General features: G+C 41.3%; 16 protein-coding genes. 2 read left to right on the top strand and 14 right to left on the bottom strand.

Annotated features, from left to right (window positions below; translation table 11 throughout):
- Window positions 1–79 precede the first annotated feature (79 nt).
- The 7 genes from LPB86_RS08600 to rpsT all read right to left on the bottom strand — a co-directional run bounded on the left by LPB86_RS08600 (window position 80) and on the right by rpsT (window position 6656).
- Window positions 80–601, bottom strand: coding sequence for a DUF962 domain-containing protein (locus tag LPB86_RS08600; RefSeq protein ID WP_230642378.1), 522 nt, complete (start codon window positions 599–601; stop codon window positions 80–82).
- A gap of 103 nt (window positions 602–704) precedes the next feature.
- Window positions 705–2267, bottom strand: a complete 1563-nt coding sequence (gene rny / locus LPB86_RS08595; protein ID WP_230642376.1) for a ribonuclease Y — start codon at window positions 2265–2267, stop codon at window positions 705–707.
- A gap of 273 nt (window positions 2268–2540) precedes the next feature.
- A complete protein-coding gene (locus LPB86_RS08590; protein WP_230642374.1) occupies window positions 2541–2831 on the bottom strand; it encodes a cell division protein ZapA in 291 nt (96 codons plus the stop codon).
- A 30-nt stretch (window positions 2832–2861) separates the two neighbouring features.
- A complete protein-coding gene (locus tag LPB86_RS08585) occupies window positions 2862–3152 on the bottom strand; it encodes a hypothetical protein (protein ID WP_230642372.1) in 291 nt (96 codons plus the stop codon).
- A 51-nt stretch (window positions 3153–3203) separates the two neighbouring features.
- Complete coding sequence (pheT, locus tag LPB86_RS08580; protein WP_230642370.1) at window positions 3204–5600, bottom strand: phenylalanine--tRNA ligase subunit beta; 2397 nt, start codon at window positions 5598–5600, stop codon at window positions 3204–3206.
- A 38-nt stretch (window positions 5601–5638) separates the two neighbouring features.
- Window positions 5639–6337 carry a DNA repair protein RadC gene (gene radC, locus LPB86_RS08575; RefSeq protein WP_230642368.1) on the bottom strand — a complete coding sequence of 233 codons (699 nt, stop codon included), beginning with the start codon at window positions 6335–6337 and terminating at the stop codon, window positions 5639–5641.
- Window positions 6338–6401: 64 nt separating this feature from the next.
- Entirely contained in the window at window positions 6402–6656 is a 255-nt protein-coding gene (gene rpsT, locus LPB86_RS08570) for a 30S ribosomal protein S20 (RefSeq protein WP_230642366.1), read from the bottom strand.
- A gap of 372 nt (window positions 6657–7028) precedes the next feature.
- Here rpsT and LPB86_RS08565 point away from each other — a divergent pair, with 372 nt between their 5' ends.
- The gene (locus tag LPB86_RS08565) at window positions 7029–8000 is read left to right on the top strand and encodes a hypothetical protein (protein WP_230642364.1); all 972 of its coding nucleotides are present in this window, start codon (window positions 7029–7031) and stop codon (window positions 7998–8000) included.
- 89 nt (window positions 8001–8089) lie between these two features.
- Window positions 8090–8668 carry a phosphoribosylglycinamide formyltransferase gene (purN, locus tag LPB86_RS08560; RefSeq protein WP_230642362.1) on the top strand — a complete coding sequence of 193 codons (579 nt, stop codon included), beginning with the start codon at window positions 8090–8092 and terminating at the stop codon, window positions 8666–8668.
- Between the two features lie 195 nt (window positions 8669–8863).
- On the opposite strand, the gene LPB86_RS08555 is transcribed toward purN, so the two are convergent.
- The 7 genes from LPB86_RS08555 to LPB86_RS08525 are packed head-to-tail and all read right to left on the bottom strand — an operon-like array spanning window position 8864 to window position 21111.
- Window positions 8864–10255 (bottom strand): glycoside hydrolase family 28 protein, encoded by a 1392-nt coding sequence (locus LPB86_RS08555; protein WP_230642360.1) that lies wholly within the window; start codon window positions 10253–10255, stop codon window positions 8864–8866.
- 23 nt (window positions 10256–10278) lie between these two features.
- Window positions 10279–11064, bottom strand: a complete 786-nt coding sequence (locus tag LPB86_RS08550) for a GDSL-type esterase/lipase family protein (RefSeq protein ID WP_230642358.1) — start codon at window positions 11062–11064, stop codon at window positions 10279–10281.
- 36 nt (window positions 11065–11100) lie between these two features.
- The gene (locus LPB86_RS08545) at window positions 11101–13089 is read right to left on the bottom strand and encodes a glycoside hydrolase family 97 protein (RefSeq protein ID WP_230642356.1); all 1989 of its coding nucleotides are present in this window, start codon (window positions 13087–13089) and stop codon (window positions 11101–11103) included.
- 4 nt (window positions 13090–13093) lie between these two features.
- The gene (locus LPB86_RS08540; RefSeq protein WP_230642354.1) at window positions 13094–13801 is read right to left on the bottom strand and encodes an SGNH/GDSL hydrolase family protein; all 708 of its coding nucleotides are present in this window, start codon (window positions 13799–13801) and stop codon (window positions 13094–13096) included.
- Between the two features lie 32 nt (window positions 13802–13833).
- On the bottom strand, window positions 13834–16032 hold the full coding sequence (locus LPB86_RS08535; RefSeq protein WP_230642352.1) for a GH92 family glycosyl hydrolase: 2199 nt from the start codon (window positions 16030–16032) through the stop codon (window positions 13834–13836).
- Between the two features lie 4 nt (window positions 16033–16036).
- Window positions 16037–17674 carry a RagB/SusD family nutrient uptake outer membrane protein gene (locus LPB86_RS08530; protein ID WP_230642350.1) on the bottom strand — a complete coding sequence of 546 codons (1638 nt, stop codon included), beginning with the start codon at window positions 17672–17674 and terminating at the stop codon, window positions 16037–16039.
- A gap of 2 nt (window positions 17675–17676) precedes the next feature.
- Entirely contained in the window at window positions 17677–21111 is a 3435-nt protein-coding gene (locus LPB86_RS08525) for a TonB-dependent receptor (protein WP_230642348.1), read from the bottom strand.
- Window positions 21112–21142 lie beyond the last annotated feature (31 nt).

The following is a 21142-nucleotide window of genomic DNA, read 5'->3' as shown; positions in this document are numbered from 1 at the left end:
CCACAATGTTAGGTGTATGTTACGCACAAAACACTATTACTTTAAGCCTATGTTAAGCCAACATTAACAGCGCACCAGCTCAATACCTTAGCCCTGTTTTTTGGCAAATAAAATGCAATAACCAGATTGGGCCAATCAGTAAAAACTTAACATCGTCTAAGAATGAAGGCTTCTTCCCTTCTATTTTATGCCCGATAAACTGCCCTATCCAGGACACAATAAAAATTACCGTACATACCAACCACACCGCCGGACCGCCATTAGCAGCCCAATATTCCAGTTGAACAATGAAGTACGACATTAGAAACACCAAGAGCAGCATCATATAAGACAACACCGGAGATAGCCTGTAATAATAGTAGATAGAAAAAGCAATTAGAAAAGAAGCCCAGTTTACAAATCCATTATACTTTCCTAAAAAATTGAGGTATGGAAAGGGAATGCACCAGATCAAGCCAAGTAAACTAAACACAATCAAAGGCACGCATACCCAATGAATTAACTCATTAGCATGGTTTTGATGACTTTCAGCATATTTGTCGAAAAGAAGATCTACCTCTCTTTTAGGCGCTGCTTTAGCTGTTGGCTTTTCTTTCTTCATGGTACAAAAATAAAAAAATGGTTGGTGTTATGCACCAACCATTTAAAATTAGATCTCTCGTCGCTATGCGCTGTCGAGATGACGAGCACCATGAACCAGTACCTTACTTAGCGAATGCTACGGATCTGGTTTCACGGATTACCGTAACCTTAATCTGCCCAGGATAGGTCATTTCAGTTTGAATCCTGTTCGAAATATCAGCTGCAAGCAATTCTGCCTGTGCATCCGTTACCCTTTCACTTTCCACAACAACACGTAACTCACGTCCTGCCTGAATGGCAAAAGTTTTCTCTACGCCTGGATAAGATAAGGCAAGTTCTTCAAGTTCTTTTAAACGTTTGATGTAACTTTCTACAACCTCACGTCTTGCACCTGGCCTTGCTCCTGAAATCGCATCACAAGCCTGAATAATTGGCGATATCATGGAAGTCATCTCAATCTCGTCGTGGTGGGCACCAATAGCATTACAAATTTCAGGATGCTCCTTATATTTCTCCGCCAGCTGCATACCTAAAATCGCGTGTGGCAATTCAGGGTTATCATCAGGAACTTTACCTATATCGTGCAACAGACCTGCACGTTTAGCCATCTTAGCATTTAGGCCCAGTTCTGCCGCCATGGTAGCACAGAAATTAGCCACCTCACGTGAGTGATGCAATAAATTTTGTCCGTATGAAGAGCGGTAACGCATCCGTCCAACCATTCTAATCAATTCAGGATGCAAACCATGGATCTGCAGGTCAATTACCGTACGCTCTCCAATCTCTACAATCTCATCCTCAATTTGCTTCTTGGTTTTGGCAACCACCTCTTCAATACGTGCCGGGTGAATCCTTCCATCCGTAACCAAACGGTGTAAAGCCAAACGGGCAATCTCTCTTCTTACCGGGTCAAAACCAGATAAAATGATCGCCTCAGGAGTATCATCTACGATAATTTCGATACCGGTAGCCGCTTCAAGTGCACGGATATTTCTACCCTCTCTACCAATTACACGACCTTTAATTTCATCACTTTCAATATGAAAGATCGACACCGTATTTTCAATCGCAGCTTCTACCGCTGTACGTTGAATGGTTTGGATCACTACCTTTTTTGCTTCTTTTGTTGCAGTCAGCTTTGCTTCGTCCACAATGTCTTTCACCTGCATCATGGCCTGAGCACGGGCTTCCGTTTTCATGTTTTCTACCAGCTGGCTTTTTGCTTCTTCAGCACTTAGGCCTGCAATGGTTTCCAATTGTTTAACATGCTGGTTTTTCAGGATCTCTACATCTTCCTGTTTTTTAATAGCCAGTTCAGTTTGTTTCTCCAGGTTCTTTTTAACATTATCCAGTTCCTGTTCTTTGCGGTTGAAATTCTCCAGGCGCTGGTTTACAGATTGCTCCTTTTGTTTAATCGAATTTTCACGCTGGTTGATCGTGTTGTTTTTTGCATTTACTTCCTGCTCATGCTCCGCCTTCATCTGCAAAAATTTCTCTTTTGCTTCCAGCATTCTGTCTTTTTTCATGATCTCTGCGCTGGTCTCAGCGTCTTTCAAGATCTTTTTAGCTTTATTCTGTACCGCCAGTTCTTTACTTTTCAGCAAATTGCGGAGCAAGTACCTGCCCACTAAAATGCCGAGAACCAAGCCCGCCAGTACATATCCTATTATTCCTACTATTTCCATTTCAATTTATATATATTAAAAACGTGCATGACTTTTATCATGAACGCCTTATCGAATATCCTTTCAAAAAAAAACCGCAACTAATTTTTTTCGTTTCACATTTAAAAACTTCAACGAGTTATAATTGGGATTTACGTTGTTTTCAGGTGCATAAAGCAGATGAAATATACGCTCTTAACCCCATAAATATTGAAGTGTTAAGTTTAAAAAATAATGAAACTTAAAAATCTAGCTGCGGCTATACTTTTAATGCTAATCTTATAAAGAACGCTCCTATTTGGAGAAAAAATCGCTTAATAAACTATCCAGCTCCTCTACCTTGCCGGCAACCTCAGTATCCTGGTTCTGCACCTTGTTTTCTACCCTCAGTACTGCCGTTGCATAATGCAATACTGCCATAGAAAGCAAATCCTGTTTATCCCTAACCGCATAATTTTCCTGATAGTCCTTTATACGCTCATTGATAATTTTGGCCGCCCGCCGCACAATTTCTTCCTCTTCAACATTTACCTTTAAAGGGTAGATGCGGTCGGAAATAGTTATTTTTATCGAGATTTCTCCCATTTTAGCTTTGTTTCAATTTCATTTGTACTCCTATTTCTTCAGCAGTACCACGCACTTATCAATTTCACGCACAAAATCGTTAATTTTTTGCTTAATATCAAGAGACTTTTCACTTGTACCCTCAATACTTTTTGCTAGCTTAAGTACCCGAAGCTTTTCTTCGAGATCCAGGCTTTTATTTTTAGAGGTTTGAAGCGCGGCCTTTATAGACTCATTTTCCTGGTTCAACAACTCGTTTTCCTCCTGCAAAGCACTGCAAAGCTCTATTAAACGCGCTGTTTTATTTAAAACTGAATCCAACTGACCCGCAACCGATGACATCTTTTAACCTTTTAGTTTTTATTTAAAATACCCTTAAAAATAAGCAATAAATTATTTTCTGATTTCTGCTTTTGCTGTTTGTGCTAAGTTAGACATTATCTTTTGCATCACAGCATCAATTTGTTTATCCGTTAAGGTCTGCTCTTCATCCTGCAAGGTAAAACTTAGTGCATAAGATTTCTTTCCTTCAGGCAACTTATCGCCCACATACACATCAAAAACCTGAATATTCTTAATCAGTTTCTTCTCTGTTTTAAAAGCTATGGTTTTCAAATCGTCGAAAATTACCGCAGTATCAACCAACATAGACAAATCCCTCCTCACCGCAGGAAACTTAGGAATTTCTTTGTTGATGATCTTGTTTTTGCGGACAACATCCAGCAATACCGCCCAGTCAAAATCAGCGTAATAAACCTCACGGTCAACCCCGGTCTGTTTTTTATCTGCTGCCGTAGCCGCGCCAAAAGTCACCAGTGTCTTATCGCCCCTAAAGTATTTTAAACCAAATGCATATTCAGCATCTGCCACCTCTTCAGTTTGATAATTGCTCACACCTAGCCTGCCAATAACAGCATCTACAGCTGCTTTCAAATTGTAAAAACTTACCGGAACTGCTTTTTGGTTCCATTGCTCCGCAGCCTGCGCACCAGATAAAACCAACAGCAAACGGGGACGCTCCACATATTTTTCATTGATCAAATGATACGTTTTACCGAACTCATAAAACTTAATATCGGCATTCTTCCTGTTTTGGTTATACGCCACACTTTCCAAAGCAGGCAACAATAATCCCTGACGCATCACATTCAAATCAGAACTCAGCGGATTTAAAATCCTTACAACCTCATCTTCATTTTTAGAATAAGCACCTTTGGTAAGTGAATTACACCAGATTTCCAGAAAGCCATTTGCAGTCAGCAAATCTGCGATCACATGCTGTGTCTGTTCTTTATCTGGTTTGGCTGTATTGGACAATGAAGCATTGATTTTTCCGGGGATAGCAATGTTATTGTAACCATAAATCCGCAACACCTCTTCCGTAACATCACATTCACGTGTTACGTCAACTTTATAAGCAGGTACTGCCAAAGATAATCCTTCTGCGGTCTCTGCCTTTACCTCAATCCCCAGGGCAACAATAATTTCTCTGATCTCAGCCGGTGGAATCTCCGCCCCAATCAATTTATTGATATTTTGATAATTAACTTCCACGTCAAAAGGCTGAACGGCCTCAGGGTACAAATCAGAAACAGCAGAAGAAATTACGCCCCCCGCCAATTCCTGGATCAATAAAGCTGCACGTTTTAATGCTACAACCGTCATGTCCGGATCAGTACCACGTTCATACCTGAACGAGGCATCTGTTTTTAATCCGTGTCTTTTGGCTGTTTTACGTACAGAAACTGCATTGAAATAAGCACTTTCCAGAAAGACATTAGTGGTTTCAGAACTTACACCCGAATTCTTACCACCGTAAACACCGGCGATAGTAATCGGTCCTTCTGCATTACAGATCATTAAATCATCAGCAGAAAGTTTCCGTTCAACACCATCCAGCGTTACAAAAGGCGTACCTTCCGCAACTTTTTTTACAATCACCTGCTGGCCTACAACCGCGGCATCAAATGCATGTAGCGGCTGACCCAAATCATGTAAAACATAATTGGTGATGTCTACAATATTATTAATTGGCCTGATGCCAATTACTTTAAGTTTATCTTGCAACCAATCTGGAGAAGCTTGCACTGTTACCCCGCTGATGCTAACACTACTGTATCTTGGGCAGGCAAGCGTATCTTCCACTTTCACTGCTACCGTTAAACTTTCGTTAGCAGTTTTAAATCCAGAAATATCCGGCATTTGCAAAGGCAGGCGCAGGTAAGCAGCCAAATCCCTGGCCACACCCAAGTGTGATGCCGCATCCGCGCGGTTTGGCGTTAACCCTATTTCAAACAGGAAGTCATCTTCCATTTTAAAATACACCTTTGCAGATGTCCCTACCAAAACTTCTTCCGGCAGCACCATAATCCCTGCATGTGAGCCACCAAGACCAATTTCATCTTCAGCGCAAATCATCCCCTCAGAAGCTTCGCCCCTGATTTTAGATTTGTTAATTTTAAAAGGCTCTCCTTCATTTGGATAAACTGTAGTACCAACCGTAGCCACTACAACTTTCTGCCCTTCAGCAACGTTGGGCGCCCCACAAACAATCTGAATTGGCTCCGCAGCACCAACATCTACAGTGGTTACACGCAACCTGTCGGCATTAGGATGCTGCACACAGGTCAACACTTTACCAATTACCAGCCCTTCCAGACCACCTGCAATAGGCTGTACAGTATCCAGGCTCTCCACTTCCAGACCTATGTCGGTCAGGATCAGCGACAGTTCCTGAGGTGTTTTATCAGTAGATATAAATTGTTTTAGCCAATTATAAGAGATCTTCATGTTGTATTATCCGTATAAAATGCAAAGATATAAAAATGCTACATCAAACCTTCATCAGCAAGGCTCAAGTACAACTTATCTGCAATAATGAGGTGATCGACTACAAAAAGATGCATTACCTTTCCTGCACTGACCAACTGCCGGGTAAGGTTCATATCGGCCTCGCTGGGCTTTAAGTTACCAGATGGATGATTATGCGCCAATATGATCGTAGCTGCATTCCCCTCCATGGCCAGCTTAAAGATAATTTTCGGATCTGCTATTGTTCCGGCCTGTCCACCTTTACTCACCTGATGCTTACTGATCACAAAATTTGCACGGTTTAACAAAAGCACCCAAAATTCTTCGTGGTTCAGATCAGAAAAGATAGGAAACAGTTGCTGATAAGCATCGATAGAGCTTTTGATTTTAACAAACTCGGGTCTGGGGATTTCGGTCCTGCGCCTGCCAAGCTCCAGGGCGGCGACAATGGTAAGGGCTTTAGCCTCGCCAATTCCTCTAAATTTTGAAAGGTCGCTCACAGTGGCTTTACCAAGTGCGTCCAGATCATTAAGATAGGCAGATAAAACACGCTTACTTAAATCTACTGCCGTTTCCTGCTTATTGCCACTCCCAATTAAAATAGCAATTAATTCGGCATCAGATAAACTCCTGCGTCCATGTTGTAATAGTTTTTCCCTGGGTCTGTCGGCCTCTGCCCACATCTTAATGCCCAGCTTTTGTTCATATAAATTCATAGCACAAAAAAAACCGGAACAAGCTAGCCTGTTCCGGTTTTGTATATTTTGTACTAATTAGTACTTATTTTAAGCCATTAACAAATTTAGTTAGCTTAGATTTGTTATTTGCAGCTTTATTTTTGTGAATAACATTTTTCTTAGCCAAACGGTCTAACATTGAAATTACTTTAGGAAGTAATTCAAGACCTGTTTTTTTATCTTCGGCGCCACGTAATCTTTTAATAAAAGTACGAGTTGTTTTAGCCTGATACCTGTTACGTAAACGTTTAGTAGCGTTTGCTCTGATTCTTTTTAAAGAAGATTTATGATTTGCCATTTTTTCTTTAGCCTTATTTTTCTATTTTTTTCGGACTGCAAATATAGACTTTAAGTTTTTAAAAAACAAAACCTAACGCAAAAAATTTTTATCCAGCCGTTCAGCATCAATTTCTTAGGCTTCTACAAAATCAGGGGGAACACCAACTCCAATCAATAAAGACACTAACAAAAAAAAACAAATTCTTAAGATAGCGAAAACATTTAAATATCTATACCGCATATATTCCGCATCTAGTCCGCATTGACTCCGCCTTTTTCCTATAAAATGCGGTATATAAATGTTATATATATGTAAAAAGTACACACTGAGCTATATAGTGTTTTCAATTTTATTGTTATTTGTACATTAGTTATCAATAAATCAATCGAAATGGCAATTGTAAAAAACAACCATATATCCGGCACCATTGGCCCCATTGTCCATAAGACATGGAGAAACAAACAAGTTCTTCAATCTCAACCTGATAAGCCAAAGCAAACGGAGGCAACAAAACAATCTGCAGACGTATTTGGAAAATCCAGTTCATTGGCCTGCCTAATCCGGGACAATTTGTATGGCTGTTTTGTCTTTTACGACCCGGAAATGATTAACCGCTTCAATACTCCTGTAATGGATGTGATGAACCATTGTTTCGACAAGGAAACCAAAAGTTTTACATTTGAAAGAGATAGCTTTGTAAGACTTAATGGCTTTGAATTTAACGCGCAATCTCTACTGGTCAACAGTCTTTTTGTACATCCTCTTGTTAATTTAGAAAACAACAAGCTTACCCTGCATATCCCGGAAATCGACATCCAAACACAATTAAAGTTTCCAGTTGGCGCTACACATTGCATCATCAAAGTAGCCTTTTGCTTATATGGTATGGAAGAAGGAATGGACACTGCAGTAAATCATAAAACGCAGGAAATTAGTAAAGCGCAAGGAATTGTTTCAGCTACCGAATTTTCCATAACTGTACCAGAAGGCACGCTGGCTGTTGTAGGCTTAGGCTTGCAATACTATTCCAAATCTGAAGGTATGAATACACTGATCAATAATAAAACATTTGAACCAGCTGCAATTTGCGCCGCTCTTATTAATCCTGGCACGTTTTTAAAAGAAAATCTGGGGGAAGATGCAGAAAAGTGGCAACACAAGGATAAGTTAAAATTAAAAATTAAGGGACAGAAAGCCAAAAAAGGCACAGGTCTTAAAAAGCAAACCGCTAAAATTGAAAAAGAGCCAACAGCGCTGGAAACTAAACTGAATATTGCACGAAACCTTAAAAAATTAGGTATCTCGTTTACTGACATTGCTGCAAGTACTGGATTAACGATCAAAGAAATCGAGAACTTATAAATAGCACATATTTGGTCACCCTTAAGCGCTGCTCCGAAAAAATCAACAAAATACTTTCTTTAAAAAGTTAAAATACTACTTTTGAAGAGATGAAAACACGCATAGCAATTTTCGCCTCGGGTTCGGGCTCCAATGCCCAAAAGTTAATGGAACATTTTAAGCGCAGTGATGATGCTGAAATTGTCCTCGTACTAACCAACAATCCGGATGCTTACGTATTACAGCGTGCAGACAATTTTGAAATCCCTACCCATGTTTTTAACAGGGATGAATTTTACAGATCAGAAGAGATCATCAATCTACTGGAACGACTGGACATCGACCTCATTGTATTGGCTGGCTTTTTATGGCTTGTCCCTAAAACCTTAATCCAGAAATATCCCGGCCGCATCATCAACATCCATCCAGCACTGTTGCCTAAATACGGAGGTAAAGGCATGTATGGCGACCATGTACACAATGCAGTGATTGCTGCAGGTGAAACTGAAGGAGGAATTACCATCCATTATGTAAATGAAAATTATGACGAGGGCGAATACATTTACCAGGGCAGGTACCGTATAGAAAAAGACGACAACCTTGAAATGGTTAAATTTAAAGGCCAGAACCTGGAGCATACCCAGTTTCCAAAGGTGATTGAATCCGTAGTAAAGAAGCTTAAAAAGTAGGAACAGCAGGGTTCAAAATTTTATTTAATTCTCTGTAAAATTTTATCCGACTACGATGAGGCCATGTATAATAATATTTGGAGCTTTGCCAAAGACGAAAACTAAAATAAGTGTGAAAAAAGGCCGAAAAATCATGTTAAATGAAGATTCAGCCTTTTTTGGTAATTTAAAATAATTTATGGCTTTATCCAGAAACTAAGGATTAACCAGACAACGATCTGAGTTGATCATACGAACATCGTTTCCTGTGATAAATTCACCATCTACTTTAACATTCGTTGCCTTTAACTGATGTACATCGTCCAGGTACAAGGCCGGCCTGGCATCTGCGGTAGCCAGTTTAACCTGAAAATTATCTATGATTAGGTTTTTAGCATGCCTCACATATAAACCTGAAGCAGGTATGCTCCAGCCAAATATGCGATTTTCAGGATAGTCCTTTTCATTCTCAGGCACCTTGCGCTCTGCATCTTCACGAGTTCCCCCGCCGGGGCTGTTCAGTACAATATCGCGCAGGGTTACGTTCTCAATGTTAAAGCCCGGAACGCCAGAAATAATGCTCGACATACGGCTGTGATAGGTCGCAATAATGTTATTGATAATTACATTCTTGAAACTGCCTGTCGGATTTTTGCGGCTACCTAATCGCATGAAGATGGGCGTTTGCACACCAGTCATACTAATATTTGAGATGGTTACCTGATCAAGAACACCCCCATCCACAATCTCAAGGGCTATCCCAGAGATCCCGGTTATCTGCTCGGTCATAAAATGATATGGCTTTTCCGCCCACTTATGAAAGGGAGACTCGGTTGCCCTACGCAACACACAATTACTGATGGAAATGTTTTTGAAGCCACCGAGTGAGCCCGTTCCCATTTTAATGAGATTGCAATTAGAGGACGCTATGCAATTGGTAATGGTAATATTTTCGGTAATACGTTTCGGATCATCGCTTTTTAAACAGATTGCGTCATCACCAGAGTCAATAATACAACCTGTAATGACCACGTCTTTACTATCAATATCAATACCATCATTATTGAAGTTTGCATGAGAATAAATAGATACCCCCCTCACAATCACGTGCTCGCTTCCAAACAGACGCAAAGTCCATGCCGCTGAATGAAGCAGTTTTACACCTTCAACCAATATACTTTTACTATTCTTGACGTAAACAATAAAAGGCCGGTCTGGCGCTTCTTCCTTAATGCTAAAATTACCACCGTTGCCAAAAAGGGTACCATGACCGGTAACTGAAACGTTTTCTGCCTGGTCAATTAAGACCAGGCTAACATACTTTGTTCCATCAGCAATTGCCTCAACAGTTGCACCTGCCTCTAAATAAAGGTTTACATTGCTCTTTAACATAACCATGTAAGACGCATATCTTCCAGCCGGCACAACCACCTTGCCGCCACCTTTAGATGCACATTCATCTATGGCTCTCTGTATCGCTTTGGTATTATTAGTTTTACCATCACCTTTAGCTCCATAATCAGTAATGATGAAATCCTTGGCGCTTGCAAGCATGCTGCAGCTTGTAAGGAACAACATCAAAAAGCCTTTTTTAATACTATATTTCATAACTATTTTGGGTTTGAATATGCTTATTTAACATAATTGCGAAGTGTTGAATTTGGCAAAAGCTTTACTTGCTCTGCCAAGGCCTTGGCGGTAAGCATGGATCCCGCAGTATTGGGATGCACATGATCCGGCGTAAAGTAATTCTTAGATACATGTTGCTCGCCTTCCTTGTCATAAATATCTGCAATTACATCGTTAAGGTTAATGAAAAATGCTTTTGAGCTAGCTGCCGCTTCCGCACTCCACTTACCGTAAAGCTCGTTAACCCTCATTACTTTATTATCTTTCCATTTATCTTTTGGTATTGGAGAACAGATGATCACGAATGCGTTTTTTTTCTTCGCTTCACTCACAAATTTACGGAGGTACCAGCCATAAGTGTGGACCGTTTCGTTAAGACCAGTGAAATGATTCTTCACAACAATTGAGTCCTCTCCAGTTCCGGGCCGGCTTCCGCGGGCACGCAGCGTATCAATCACCGGGCTGTCATCATTGTGGCCAAACTGAACCATCACGTAGTCGCCAGGCTTCAAGTCATTTAATACGCCTTTCCACATGCCATTTTTTGCCAGGCTTTTATCATGTACAACACCGGTGTAATAGGTGCGACTGCTGGTACCCGATACTGCCCGGTTTTGGATGCTGACTTTAGTGGTATCAAAATGCTGATACAGGAATTTGCCCCAGCCCCCGCTTACCGTTGAATCGCCAATCAAGTAGACAGTTGGCTTGTCTTTTTTAATGAAGGACAAAAGAGTAATGGACAGTAACACTGCAATAGTGTATGATATTGTATTTAGCTTTTTCATTATAATTTGGTTTTAAAATTGTTTTTAGTAAATGAATTAGTTTAATCTTGCAGCCCAGCCACCGCCAGGTGCCATATGTATTTTAAGTTTATTGTTGGCTGGAATTTTAAGGGTAAGTTTCTTGTAGTCGGTAGCATCACGGTCGGCGTTTATTCCGTCCTGCATGATCACAGCGCCTGAAGGGATTTTCCCTAGCGCCGATAAATCAACTTCAATGTCCCTTGCATTCCAATTGTTCAGCGCGGCAACAAACCAAGTATTACCCTTACGGCGTGCCAAAACAGTGTATTCTCCAACTTTACCGTCTAGTGCAACAGTTGCATCAAACACGGTTGGTACCGATGCAATAAAATCTGTAGTCTCCTGCTCTTTCATGTAGACTGTAGGATTATCAGACAACATGTTCAATGGTGCCTCATAGGTAACGTACAAAGCTATTTGATGACACCTTGTACCCTGGCTCATTGGCATACTGTTCACGGTGAAGTATTGCTTTTTGGTTGCGTTACGCATAGCCCCAGGGGTGTGATCTAAGGGACCCGCCAGCATTCGGATATAGGGAACAAGGGTTTCATAACCAGGAAAGTCAACTTCCTTACGTAGCGCTTTAAAGCTTTCTATTCCAAATACACCCTCAAAATTTAGAATGTTAGGATAAGTACGCATAAGCCCTGTTGGCTTGTAGGCGCCATGAAAATCAACCAGTAATTTCCTTTCAGCAGCCATTCTTGCTGCCTTATAATAAAAGTTAACCATTTTCTGATCGTCGCGGTTAATGAAATCTATTTTGAAGCCTTTCACCCCCATTTTGCTGTAATGTTCGTAAGCTTCCTTCATTTTTTCGTTTAGCGTGTACATACCTGCCCACAGCCAAACCCCAACATTCTTTTTCCGGCCATAGTCAATAATCTCCTTTAGGTTGAGATCGGGAATAACCTTCATAATATCCGCCTTTTCAGACCATCCCTCGTCGAGCATAATGTATTCCAGCTTATTGGCCGCCGCAAAGTCGATGTAATATTTGTAAGTCGTGGTATTGATGCCCGCTCTAAAATCAACCTTGGAAATATTCCAGTCGTTCCACCAGTCCCAGGCAACTTTACCAGGCTTGATCCATGACTCATCCGATACTCTTGATGGTGCAGCTAAGTTGTACACCAAATCGTTATCCAGCAAATCCTTGTCTTGTTTGCTAACCGCTATCACTCGCCAGGGTAAAGGGCGTTTACCGCTTGTTTTGGCAATATAATTTTCCCGCCCGGTAACTACAGACTGTACATTGTTATAACCTCCTCGTTTCTCTGTTTTAGGGTAGGGTGCCAACTCTGAAGTTAATGATTGGGGCGAACTTCCTCTTTTAAGATACATGCCCGGATAATCCTCAAGGTCTGCTTCGGTAATTACAGCTTTTTTACCATCTGCAAGTTCAATTAGTACTGGTAGAAACGCCAACGAATCTTTTACCGTATTTGCAAGCGGCAAATACGTGTAGGTATTTTCGAATGAAGTTTGGTATTTATCACCTGCACTGCGCTTTGGATCGATAAAAGGCAGATAACCTGTACGATTTTCTGCAAAAACATACGAAGACTGCTCAGACAGTATGGTTACCGAATCTTTTGTATTTAACAAAAAACGGTAGGCCACGCCTTGGTTGTAAGCACGGAATTGTACCTGGTAACCACCCTTGCAATCCAGTAAAAGTTCGTGATATTGGTCTTTAACCTCGGCCTTTTTATAAAGGTTGGTTTTGATAATATGGTTAACTTCCTGCTGACTAGCTTTGGTTACTTTTACATCACTTCCCAAAACCTGATTTTGCAGTTGCAGGGACACTGTAGAGGGAAGTATGACAACCGTCCCCGCATGATCAACCGACCATTGAAGCTCCTTACCTGCGCTTACTGTTACTGTTATTTTTTTGTCGGGAGATGTGAACACATAATTCTTTGCAACCTGGCCTAACGCCTGCGTAGTGCAAAGGGTTGCGATCAACATCCCAAATATCATCTTAATGGTTTTCATTAGCTTATTTTTTGTTTGTTTGCAACTTATTCTGGCTCCATAAATTCAAGAAGCCGGCTATATATGCGGCCTGTAGTTTCCGTACCTCGGGTGTGTAGTGTGCATGGTCAACAAAGCGATTGATACCTTGCATTTCGGTAAAAGAATAAAGGTCAATTTCAGGTATGTGGTGTGCGCTGAAAACCTCATCGGCAATTTCATTATATCGATTTATATCTTTAATAAATCTTCCAAAACCCTTATTTTTACGATGAATAGAATCAATGATTCCAGTAGTTCTGATCCAGATCATTGGAATTTTTTTTTGTGAGACGAGTGTATAAATCTGTTCCAGATTTTTACGGTAGTCGGTTTCTTCAACAGCAATCTTGCTCGTTTTCGGATCGCGTTTAACGTCATGTAGGCCACAATTGAGCATAAATAGATCAGGTTTAAATGCCGGATCATCCACTTGCATACGCAGGTATTTTAATACCATACGAGAGTCGCCTCCATTTGATCCCACCGGGATATCGAGGTTAGTAAACGCTATTGAATCACCCGTTTTTCGCTCAATTACATATCTATCTTTAAGAAATGCTTGCAAGTCACGTCCGTATTGCAAGGAGATGCTATCGCCCAAAAGAAAAAGTTTTTTTGGTTTTTCGATTAAAAACGAAGTAAGTACGGCTAAGCAACTGGTAGCCATAACCACTTTTAAAATATTTGTCATAATTTTTTTGTTTTGCGTAAGCTTTATTTATTCTATTGCCTTGTGTCGCCCATTTTAAATGTGAGTTCTCCACCCTCTAATAAATCCGTATGTTTGAGCCATGGTAGTTTGTAAGGCTTGCCATTAAGCCTGGTTTCCAAGATATATGGGTTGTGATCCCCAAGATTTTCAGCTTTGATAATAAACTTTTTATCACCCACTTTTAAAACCACTTTTTTAAATGCAGGCACACCGAACACATACTGTCCTGAAGCCGGATTAACAGGATAAAAACCCAGCGTACTGAAAATATACCATGCACTCATTTGTCCGCAATCGTCATTTCCACTTAAGCCATCTGGAGCATTGCTGTATAGCGTATTAACAATACCATTTATTCTCTTTTGGGCTTTATATGGTTCGCCTGCAAGTGTATACAAATAGGCTACATGATGACTAGGCTCGTTACCCTGCACATACTGCCCGATCAAACCCGTAATATCTGCAGTTGCCCCATCTCCGTACACTTTGGATTCAAGCGTAAAAAGGCTGTCCAATTTGTTCACAAACTTTCTTTTTCCACCCATCAATTTGATAAGTCCATCGGGATCCTGCATCACGTGCCAGCTATATTGCCAAGCATTACCTTCCGTGTAATCACCACCAGACGTTGAAGCATGAGAAATTTTAAGTGGATCAAAGGGCACAACCCATTTACCATTGCTATTCTTTCCACGCATGAGTCCAGTGGAGGGATCAAAGAGGTTTTTGTAAAATCCAGAACGCTTGGAAAAGGTTACAAAATCGGCCTGCTTGTTCATTGCCTTTGCCACTTGGGCCAAACTCCAATCGTCGATCCCATTTTCAAGCGTTGTAGAAACAGACTCAACTTTAAAAAGATCAGAAGGCAGATAGCCGTACTTTGTATAAAGGCTCCAGTCTGAATTCTTGTGATTTACGGTTAAGCTGTTAAACATGGCTTCATATGCTTTTCCTGTATCATAGTTCCTTATCCCTTTCAGGTATGCATCTGCGATTATAGGAATGGCATGATTGCCAATCATGCAATGATTTTCATGCCCCCACAATGTCCAGATGGGCAAATATCCTGCTACGTTGTAGTGGTCTATCATGCTGGCCACAATGGCATTGGTTTTCGCTGGATAAAGAATGGTATACAAAGGATTGAGTGCCCGAAAAGTATCCCATAAGGATAGTGTGGAATAATAAGTTTTGTTGGCAGACTGATACACCTTATTATCCTCACCTCTGTATTGACCGTTCACATCTGCAATGTTATTAGGTGCAATGAGGGCATGGTACAGTGCTGTATAAAAGATCTCCTTCTGCTGCTTCGTGCCATCAATATCTATACTCGACAGTTCCCGTTCCCAGCTTTGTTCAGCTGACCTACGTACCTTATCGAAATTCCAATGGTCGATTTCGGCATTGAGGTTGGCCCTTGCATTTTCTATACTTACAGAGGAGATACCCACTTTAACCAGCAATTGCGAATCTTTAAGTGATTTGAAATTAAAAACGACCCGCTGGTTGCGATTTGCAGTAGAGTCAGAAATCCAGGTATAACTGGTAAATGGCTGGTTTAATTGCAATACAAAATAGACGTGTTTCCTGCCCGCCCAACCCTTGGTTATGGTGTAGCCAGAAAGCGTTTGTCGATCTTCACGTTTAAAGTTACTTTCTATCACATGGCTTTCTAAACGTCCGGGACTTTCTCCCACCAAACCATGACGCAAATCAAGCAAAAGATGTCCGCTTTGCCGGGCAGGATAAGTATACCGGTGCATACCTACATGAGCTGAAGCGGTGAGTTCGGCATTCACATCAAAGCTTTTTAAGCGTACCGAATAATAACCAGGACTTGCCTGTTCATCTGCATGTGAAAACTCACTTTTGTAATCCTCCTTAGGAGAAACTTCCCCAGTGAATGGCATCAATAATATATCACCCAGATCTAAGGCTCCGGTACCACTTAAGTGCGTGTGTGAGAAGCCCAATATAGACTTGTCTTCGTAACGGTATCCAGCGCAATATTTCCAGCCGGCATAACCCGTTTCCGGACTTAACTGTACCATGCCACCCGGAAGAGTGGCACCAGGGAACGTATGTCCAGTACCCGCTGTGCCGATAAAAGGATTGACGTATTTTACTTTCTCCATCCTTTGGGCATACGTGAATAAACTCGTCTGCCCAAAGAATATAATCCAAAACAAATGCTTTCTTAAATTCATTGCACTATCTATATTCTGGATTTGGAATAAGGTTGGTGTTCGTGGCCAAATCACGGCTTGGAATAGGATACCAAATTTTATAAGGCTGGAAATTTTGTTTAATGGATACGGGTTCCTGCCCGGTAAACATTACACTGGTGCTCAGTGAATTTATAACGGATGCGATTCTGCCTGTTCTTATTAAATCAAATCTTCTCCATCCTTCAGCAGCCAATTCCCGCAAGCGCTCGTCCATAAGCTCATCCATAAAACTAGCTTTAAAATAGGCAGTCGTAATTGTATTTACTTTATTAACATCGTCATTGCAAGCCCTTAACCTAACTTCCCGGAGTAAGGTTCTCGCCCCGGCTTCATCACCCGTTTGGAAGCGGGCTTCAGCGTACATCAACACCACATCCGCAAAACGTAAAATAGCAAAGTCGGCCTCACCGCCCCAAACGACCACCCCACGTGCCGCCCGCGCGTTGGGATCGTCTTCCCGCCATTTGTTTGTACAAAGGTTACTAAGGTTAGATAAAACAGCATCTGCAACGTAGTAGTTGTTATTGTTGATGGTTACAAAATTCGTTGTGGTGCTCAAGTAACCACTGTACGAGGAAATGCGACCATCGTTGGCGTTAAATTTTGAATAAGACTCCCTAACCGGACGCAGAAAACCATTTGTTCCGGCATTCTTTCTGTAATCACCCCTTGGCCCGGACAACTGCGAGAAAAGAATATATTCCTGATTTCCACCTGCACCGGCCTGTACGATCATCATATTCTCTTCCCTTGCGGCAGCTTCAGTTGCTGAAAGAAATAAATTGGCGTAAGGCTTGATCATTTTATAACCGCTATTGTCGTAAACATCTTTGGCATATTTTAAAGCTTGATTATAAGCCTCACTTTGATTCACCCAGTCAAAACTATTCAACGGAAAATTTAGCGATTGGCCCACATTATTTTGTTTACATGATGCCTCGTATAAGTATACCTTAGCAAGGAAGCCCGCAGCAGTGTATTTATTTACCCTTCCAGGGCTGGAGTTTCTAGGCGGAAGCACCTCATATGCCGCCTTTAAATCAGCTTCAGCCTGCTGTAAAATCTTTTCCAGGGGAGCTCTGGGAGAGGAAATATCAGGAGTTGTTCCTATAACCAGAGGCACGCCGCCCCACATCCAGCCGAGATACATGTAAAACATTCCACGGAAAAATTGAGCTTCAGCAATGATCTGTGCTTTTCTGACTGCGTTCATGTTAATGTCAGGCACCTTCTCGATGATAAAATTAGCGCGGTTAATCCCTGCATAAAATGAAAAATAGGAATACCAAATCAATAAGTTTTCTCCTGTATAAGTGTGATTGTAAAATGGGACCAGTTCGGGCACTCCAATGGTAAACCGGACATCTTGCGTGAGGTCATCAACACCTAGATTGGTCATGTAGTGCATACCCCTTCCCCAGAGTGCCTGATTTCCTAACCCCTGAATACTTGGTGTGTTGAGCACATCATAGACACCGGTAAGCGCAAGTTCCGCATCCGCTGAAGTCTTGTAAAAATTTACGGTAGACAGGATAGAGTAAGGCTTTTCTTCCAGCATTTTTTTGCAGGAACCGCAGAGTACTGCAACGCCGGTCATGATTAAAATAAAAATATGTTTCATGATTAAAATTTAATGTTAAGTCCAAAAATGAATGATCGTTCACGTGGGTAAGAAATGTTGTCTACCCCAGGCAACAATGCAGAATATGAATTAATCTCCGGATCAAAACCACTGTAATTTGTCCAGGTATATAAATTAACGCCAGTTACATACATGCGCAAACCGGAGATACCTGCTTTTTTAAGCACGCTAACATTGTTCAAATTATATCCAAGGGTCACATTCCTTAGTCTAAGAAATGAAGCATCTTCAGTATAATAGGAGGAAACATCTAATTTCCCTTGTCCTGAAAGGCGTGGATACTCATTGGAAGGGTTTTCCACGAGCCAACGATTTGTCCAGTACGTTTCCGTTAAATTGCCAAATGGCGACTGGCCTCCTTCTAATCGGGAACGTCCGAGGTTGAGCACTTCATTCCCATAAGACCAGTTAAATAATACACTGAGATCAAGGTTTTTGTAAGTAAAGTTATTACTGAACCCACCATAATGTTTTGGGTTACTATTGCTGATGACAATCTTGTCATTATCGTCAATTTTACCGTCACTGTTCAAGTCTTTGAATTTTATATCACCGGGTCTTGGTGCACGAGATGACATCGTTGGGGTACCTGAATTTACGGAGTAGGTATAACTATTAAGATTTGCATTGGTGATGGTTACCGGATCAATTATGGTACCTGCCGTATTTTTAATGGTAAAATCACGTATCTGATAAATGCCGTCATATACATATCCATAGCCTGTACCAATTGGCTGTCCTTGAATCACACGTCCCACGGTAGACATTGCTCCGCCATAAACGGTAACAGGTATGTAACCTACACTGCCCAGGGAAACCACTTTATTGCGGTTTAAGGTCATGTTGATATTACTGCTCCATGAAAAGTTTTCTTTTTTTATGTTTACTGTATTCAGCGCCAGTTCAAGTCCTTTATTATCGATCTGCCCTAAGTTTTGATATTGGCGCATAAACCCGCTTTGCGAGGGAATATCGGCTTGCAACAGCAAATCTTTGGTTTGTTTAAGATAGACATCGGCCGTCAGGCTTATTCGATCTTTCCATAATCCAATGTCTAGTCCTAAGTCGTAAGAATGCGTAGTTTCCCAGGTCAGACTTGGGTTAGCAATTGTACCCGGGGCGAAACCCAGTGTAGAGGTATTGTTCGCTGCTGAATAGTAAACAGGAGAAAGCGTTGCGAGCGACTGGTAAGGTGGTATACGTTCATTACCAGTTAAACCGAAACTTCCCCGGATTTTCAATTCTGTTACAATACTTTGGTTTTTCATAAAATCTTCCTCAGATGCCCTCCAGGCTAATCCCAAACTAGGAAACAGAGATGATTTATTGTTCTCAGCAAGTTTAGAGGAGGCATCATTACGAAGTGTTGCGGTTAGTAAGTACCTGTTTTTGAAAGAGTAATTTAACCTTGCAAACTCTGAAACCCTGATGTAACGTTGTTTATCGGTACTTGGAGGTTGTGGCAATACTTTCGCAGTAGATATGTTGTCAAGTGGATTGATGTTCTGTACATCGAATCCCTGGCCTTGCCAACGAAAGCTCTCAATTTGGTAAGAGTTGACTTCAAAACCTAAGAGTGCAGTAATGGAATGATGTTTTGCAAAACGTTTGTTATAGGTTAACGTACTGGTTTGATACCAATTGGTTGAATTGCTTGTATTCAGCAAAGCAAGTCCATTTGTTGGAAATCCCCAGGATACCGTAGTCGGATAAAATTCACCATTTTTAGAAAAAGTCATTACTGCGCCGGCACGAACGTCTAAATTCAGTCCGTTGATTATTTTGTAATTGGCATTAACATCTGTCAATATTCTCGAAAGCGGACTCGTTTTGAAAGAAAGTTTTGCAAAATCTACCGGATTTGAAAAAGCCCCGCCATCCGGATCAAGCGATAATTGTGTTGGATCCGGTGCATTTACAGGCCTGGTGAGCAATATGTTCTGAATTAGACCATTGTAATTCCGCACCTCGTTACCTCCGTTTGATGCCACACCAGAACCAATAGCATGAGAAAGGTTCACATTAGCGCCAAGTTTTAGACGGTTGGTGGCGTTATGGTTTATTTTCATCAGCAAGCCATAACGTTGGTATTTATTGTTTAAAATTAAACCTTGCTGGTTCAAATAAGAAGGGGACACTAAAAAGTTTGTTTTGGCATTTCCTCCGCTATAGCTCACATTGTAACTTTGAATCGCCGCAGTGCGAAGCGCTTGCTTTTGCCAATCTTGTGATGGAACATTACTCATGTCCTTAACCACATCGAATATCTGATCGTTGTTCAGGTCGATCGCATAATTAGCATCTGCAGTTCCATTTTCTAACCTGAAATTGGCGTACTCCTGTGCACCAAGCATTTGAATATGGCGCGGATTGTATGCCAGACCGCCATACGTATTGACTTCCAATGAAGAAGTATTGTTTTTTCCTGTCTTAGTAGAAATAACGATGACCCCATTTGCACCCCTGGAGCCGAATATGGCTGTCGCCGAAGCATCTTTAAGCACCTCAATTGATGCAATGTCAGAAGGATTGATTCCGGAAAGTGGGTTAGTCAAGGCAGTGCTACCTATGCCTGAGGCGGCTGCTTCACCATTATTTACATCAATTTGAACCCCATCTATCACATATAGCGGCTGCGTGCCCGAATTGAATGAATTCGTACCCCGGATGGTTACGTTAACAGCGCTACCGGGTTCGCCAGAAGAGGAAGTAACCTGCACACCAGCCAGTCTGCCCTGCATCGCTTCCATGAACGACACAGACTTGGCCTGGGCAATTTCCTTCTCTTTCATTCCTGTGATGGAGCCGGTTAAGTCAGATTTTTTCTGCGTACCGTAACCAACCACCACAACATCATCCAACTTACTCGTAGTCGTTTTAAGTACAATCAGCAACGGTGTAGTTCCAGATGCTGATATTTCCCGGGTTTCAAAACCAATGGCACTAACAACCAGAATTGCATTTTTGTCTGGCACCTCAATTGTAAAGCTACCGTCTGCTGCAGTGATGGCACCCAAACCTGCCCCTTTTATCCTAATGGTAATACCAGGTAAAGGCTTATTGGATTCATCAACCACTTTACCCTTGATGGGAACAAGTCCTTGACTGGAGGATAGTCGACTCTTGCTAACAACGATGCTTTTCTCGTTTTCATTAACGGCATACTTTAGGCCTCTGGGCTGCAATATTTGATCCAATGCTTCGCTTAATGGCATATTCTTCAATTCTGCAGTTACACGCTGAACAGTGTTGATGGTCTCCAGATGATAAATAAACTGGTATCCCGTAGCATTATTAATTTTTGAGAACACTTCTTTTAAAGTGATATCGTTTGCTTTAAGCGTAATTGTTTGCCCAACGCTCTTCGCATTAGCATTTAAAACAAAAGCTATAATTAGGATAAAGGTTGTTTTCATTATTCGAACTAGCTTTCGGATAGGGTGTAAC

It is taken from the genome of Pedobacter sp. MC2016-14 (assembly GCF_020991475.1).
GTDB lineage: Bacteria > Bacteroidota > Bacteroidia > Sphingobacteriales > Sphingobacteriaceae > Pedobacter.
This window is presented reverse-complemented; position numbering and strand designations above follow the sequence as displayed.

Bases quoted from the DNA above. Each gene is read 5' to 3' on its own strand.
- LPB86_RS08565 (WP_230642364.1), top strand. From the start codon at position 7,029: ATGGCAATTGTAAAAAACAACCATATATCCGGCACCATTGGCCCCATT.
- LPB86_RS08600 (WP_230642378.1), bottom strand. From the start codon at position 601: ATGAAGAAAGAAAAGCCAACAGCTAAAGCAGCGCCTAAAAGAGAGGTA.
- LPB86_RS08585 (WP_230642372.1), bottom strand. From the start codon at position 3,152: ATGTCATCGGTTGCGGGTCAGTTGGATTCAGTTTTAAATAAAACAGCG.
- purN (WP_230642362.1), top strand. From the start codon at position 8,090: ATGAAAACACGCATAGCAATTTTCGCCTCGGGTTCGGGCTCCAATGCC.
- LPB86_RS08550 (WP_230642358.1), bottom strand. From the start codon at position 11,064: ATGAAAAAGCTAAATACAATATCATACACTATTGCAGTGTTACTGTCC.
- LPB86_RS08525 (WP_230642348.1), bottom strand. From the start codon at position 21,111: ATGAAAACAACCTTTATCCTAATTATAGCTTTTGTTTTAAATGCTAAT.
- LPB86_RS08590 (WP_230642374.1), bottom strand. From the start codon at position 2,831: ATGGGAGAAATCTCGATAAAAATAACTATTTCCGACCGCATCTACCCT.
- rpsT (WP_230642366.1), bottom strand. From the start codon at position 6,656: ATGGCAAATCATAAATCTTCTTTAAAAAGAATCAGAGCAAACGCTACT.
- LPB86_RS08530 (WP_230642350.1), bottom strand. From the start codon at position 17,674: ATGAAACATATTTTTATTTTAATCATGACCGGCGTTGCAGTACTCTGC.
- LPB86_RS08535 (WP_230642352.1), bottom strand. From the start codon at position 16,032: ATGAATTTAAGAAAGCATTTGTTTTGGATTATATTCTTTGGGCAGACG.
- LPB86_RS08540 (WP_230642354.1), bottom strand. From the start codon at position 13,801: ATGACAAATATTTTAAAAGTGGTTATGGCTACCAGTTGCTTAGCCGTA.
- LPB86_RS08545 (WP_230642356.1), bottom strand. From the start codon at position 13,089: ATGAAAACCATTAAGATGATATTTGGGATGTTGATCGCAACCCTTTGC.
- pheT (WP_230642370.1), bottom strand. From the start codon at position 5,600: ATGAAGATCTCTTATAATTGGCTAAAACAATTTATATCTACTGATAAA.
- radC (WP_230642368.1), bottom strand. From the start codon at position 6,337: ATGAATTTATATGAACAAAAGCTGGGCATTAAGATGTGGGCAGAGGCC.
- LPB86_RS08555 (WP_230642360.1), bottom strand. From the start codon at position 10,255: ATGAAATATAGTATTAAAAAAGGCTTTTTGATGTTGTTCCTTACAAGC.
- rny (WP_230642376.1), bottom strand. From the start codon at position 2,267: ATGGAAATAGTAGGAATAATAGGATATGTACTGGCGGGCTTGGTTCTC.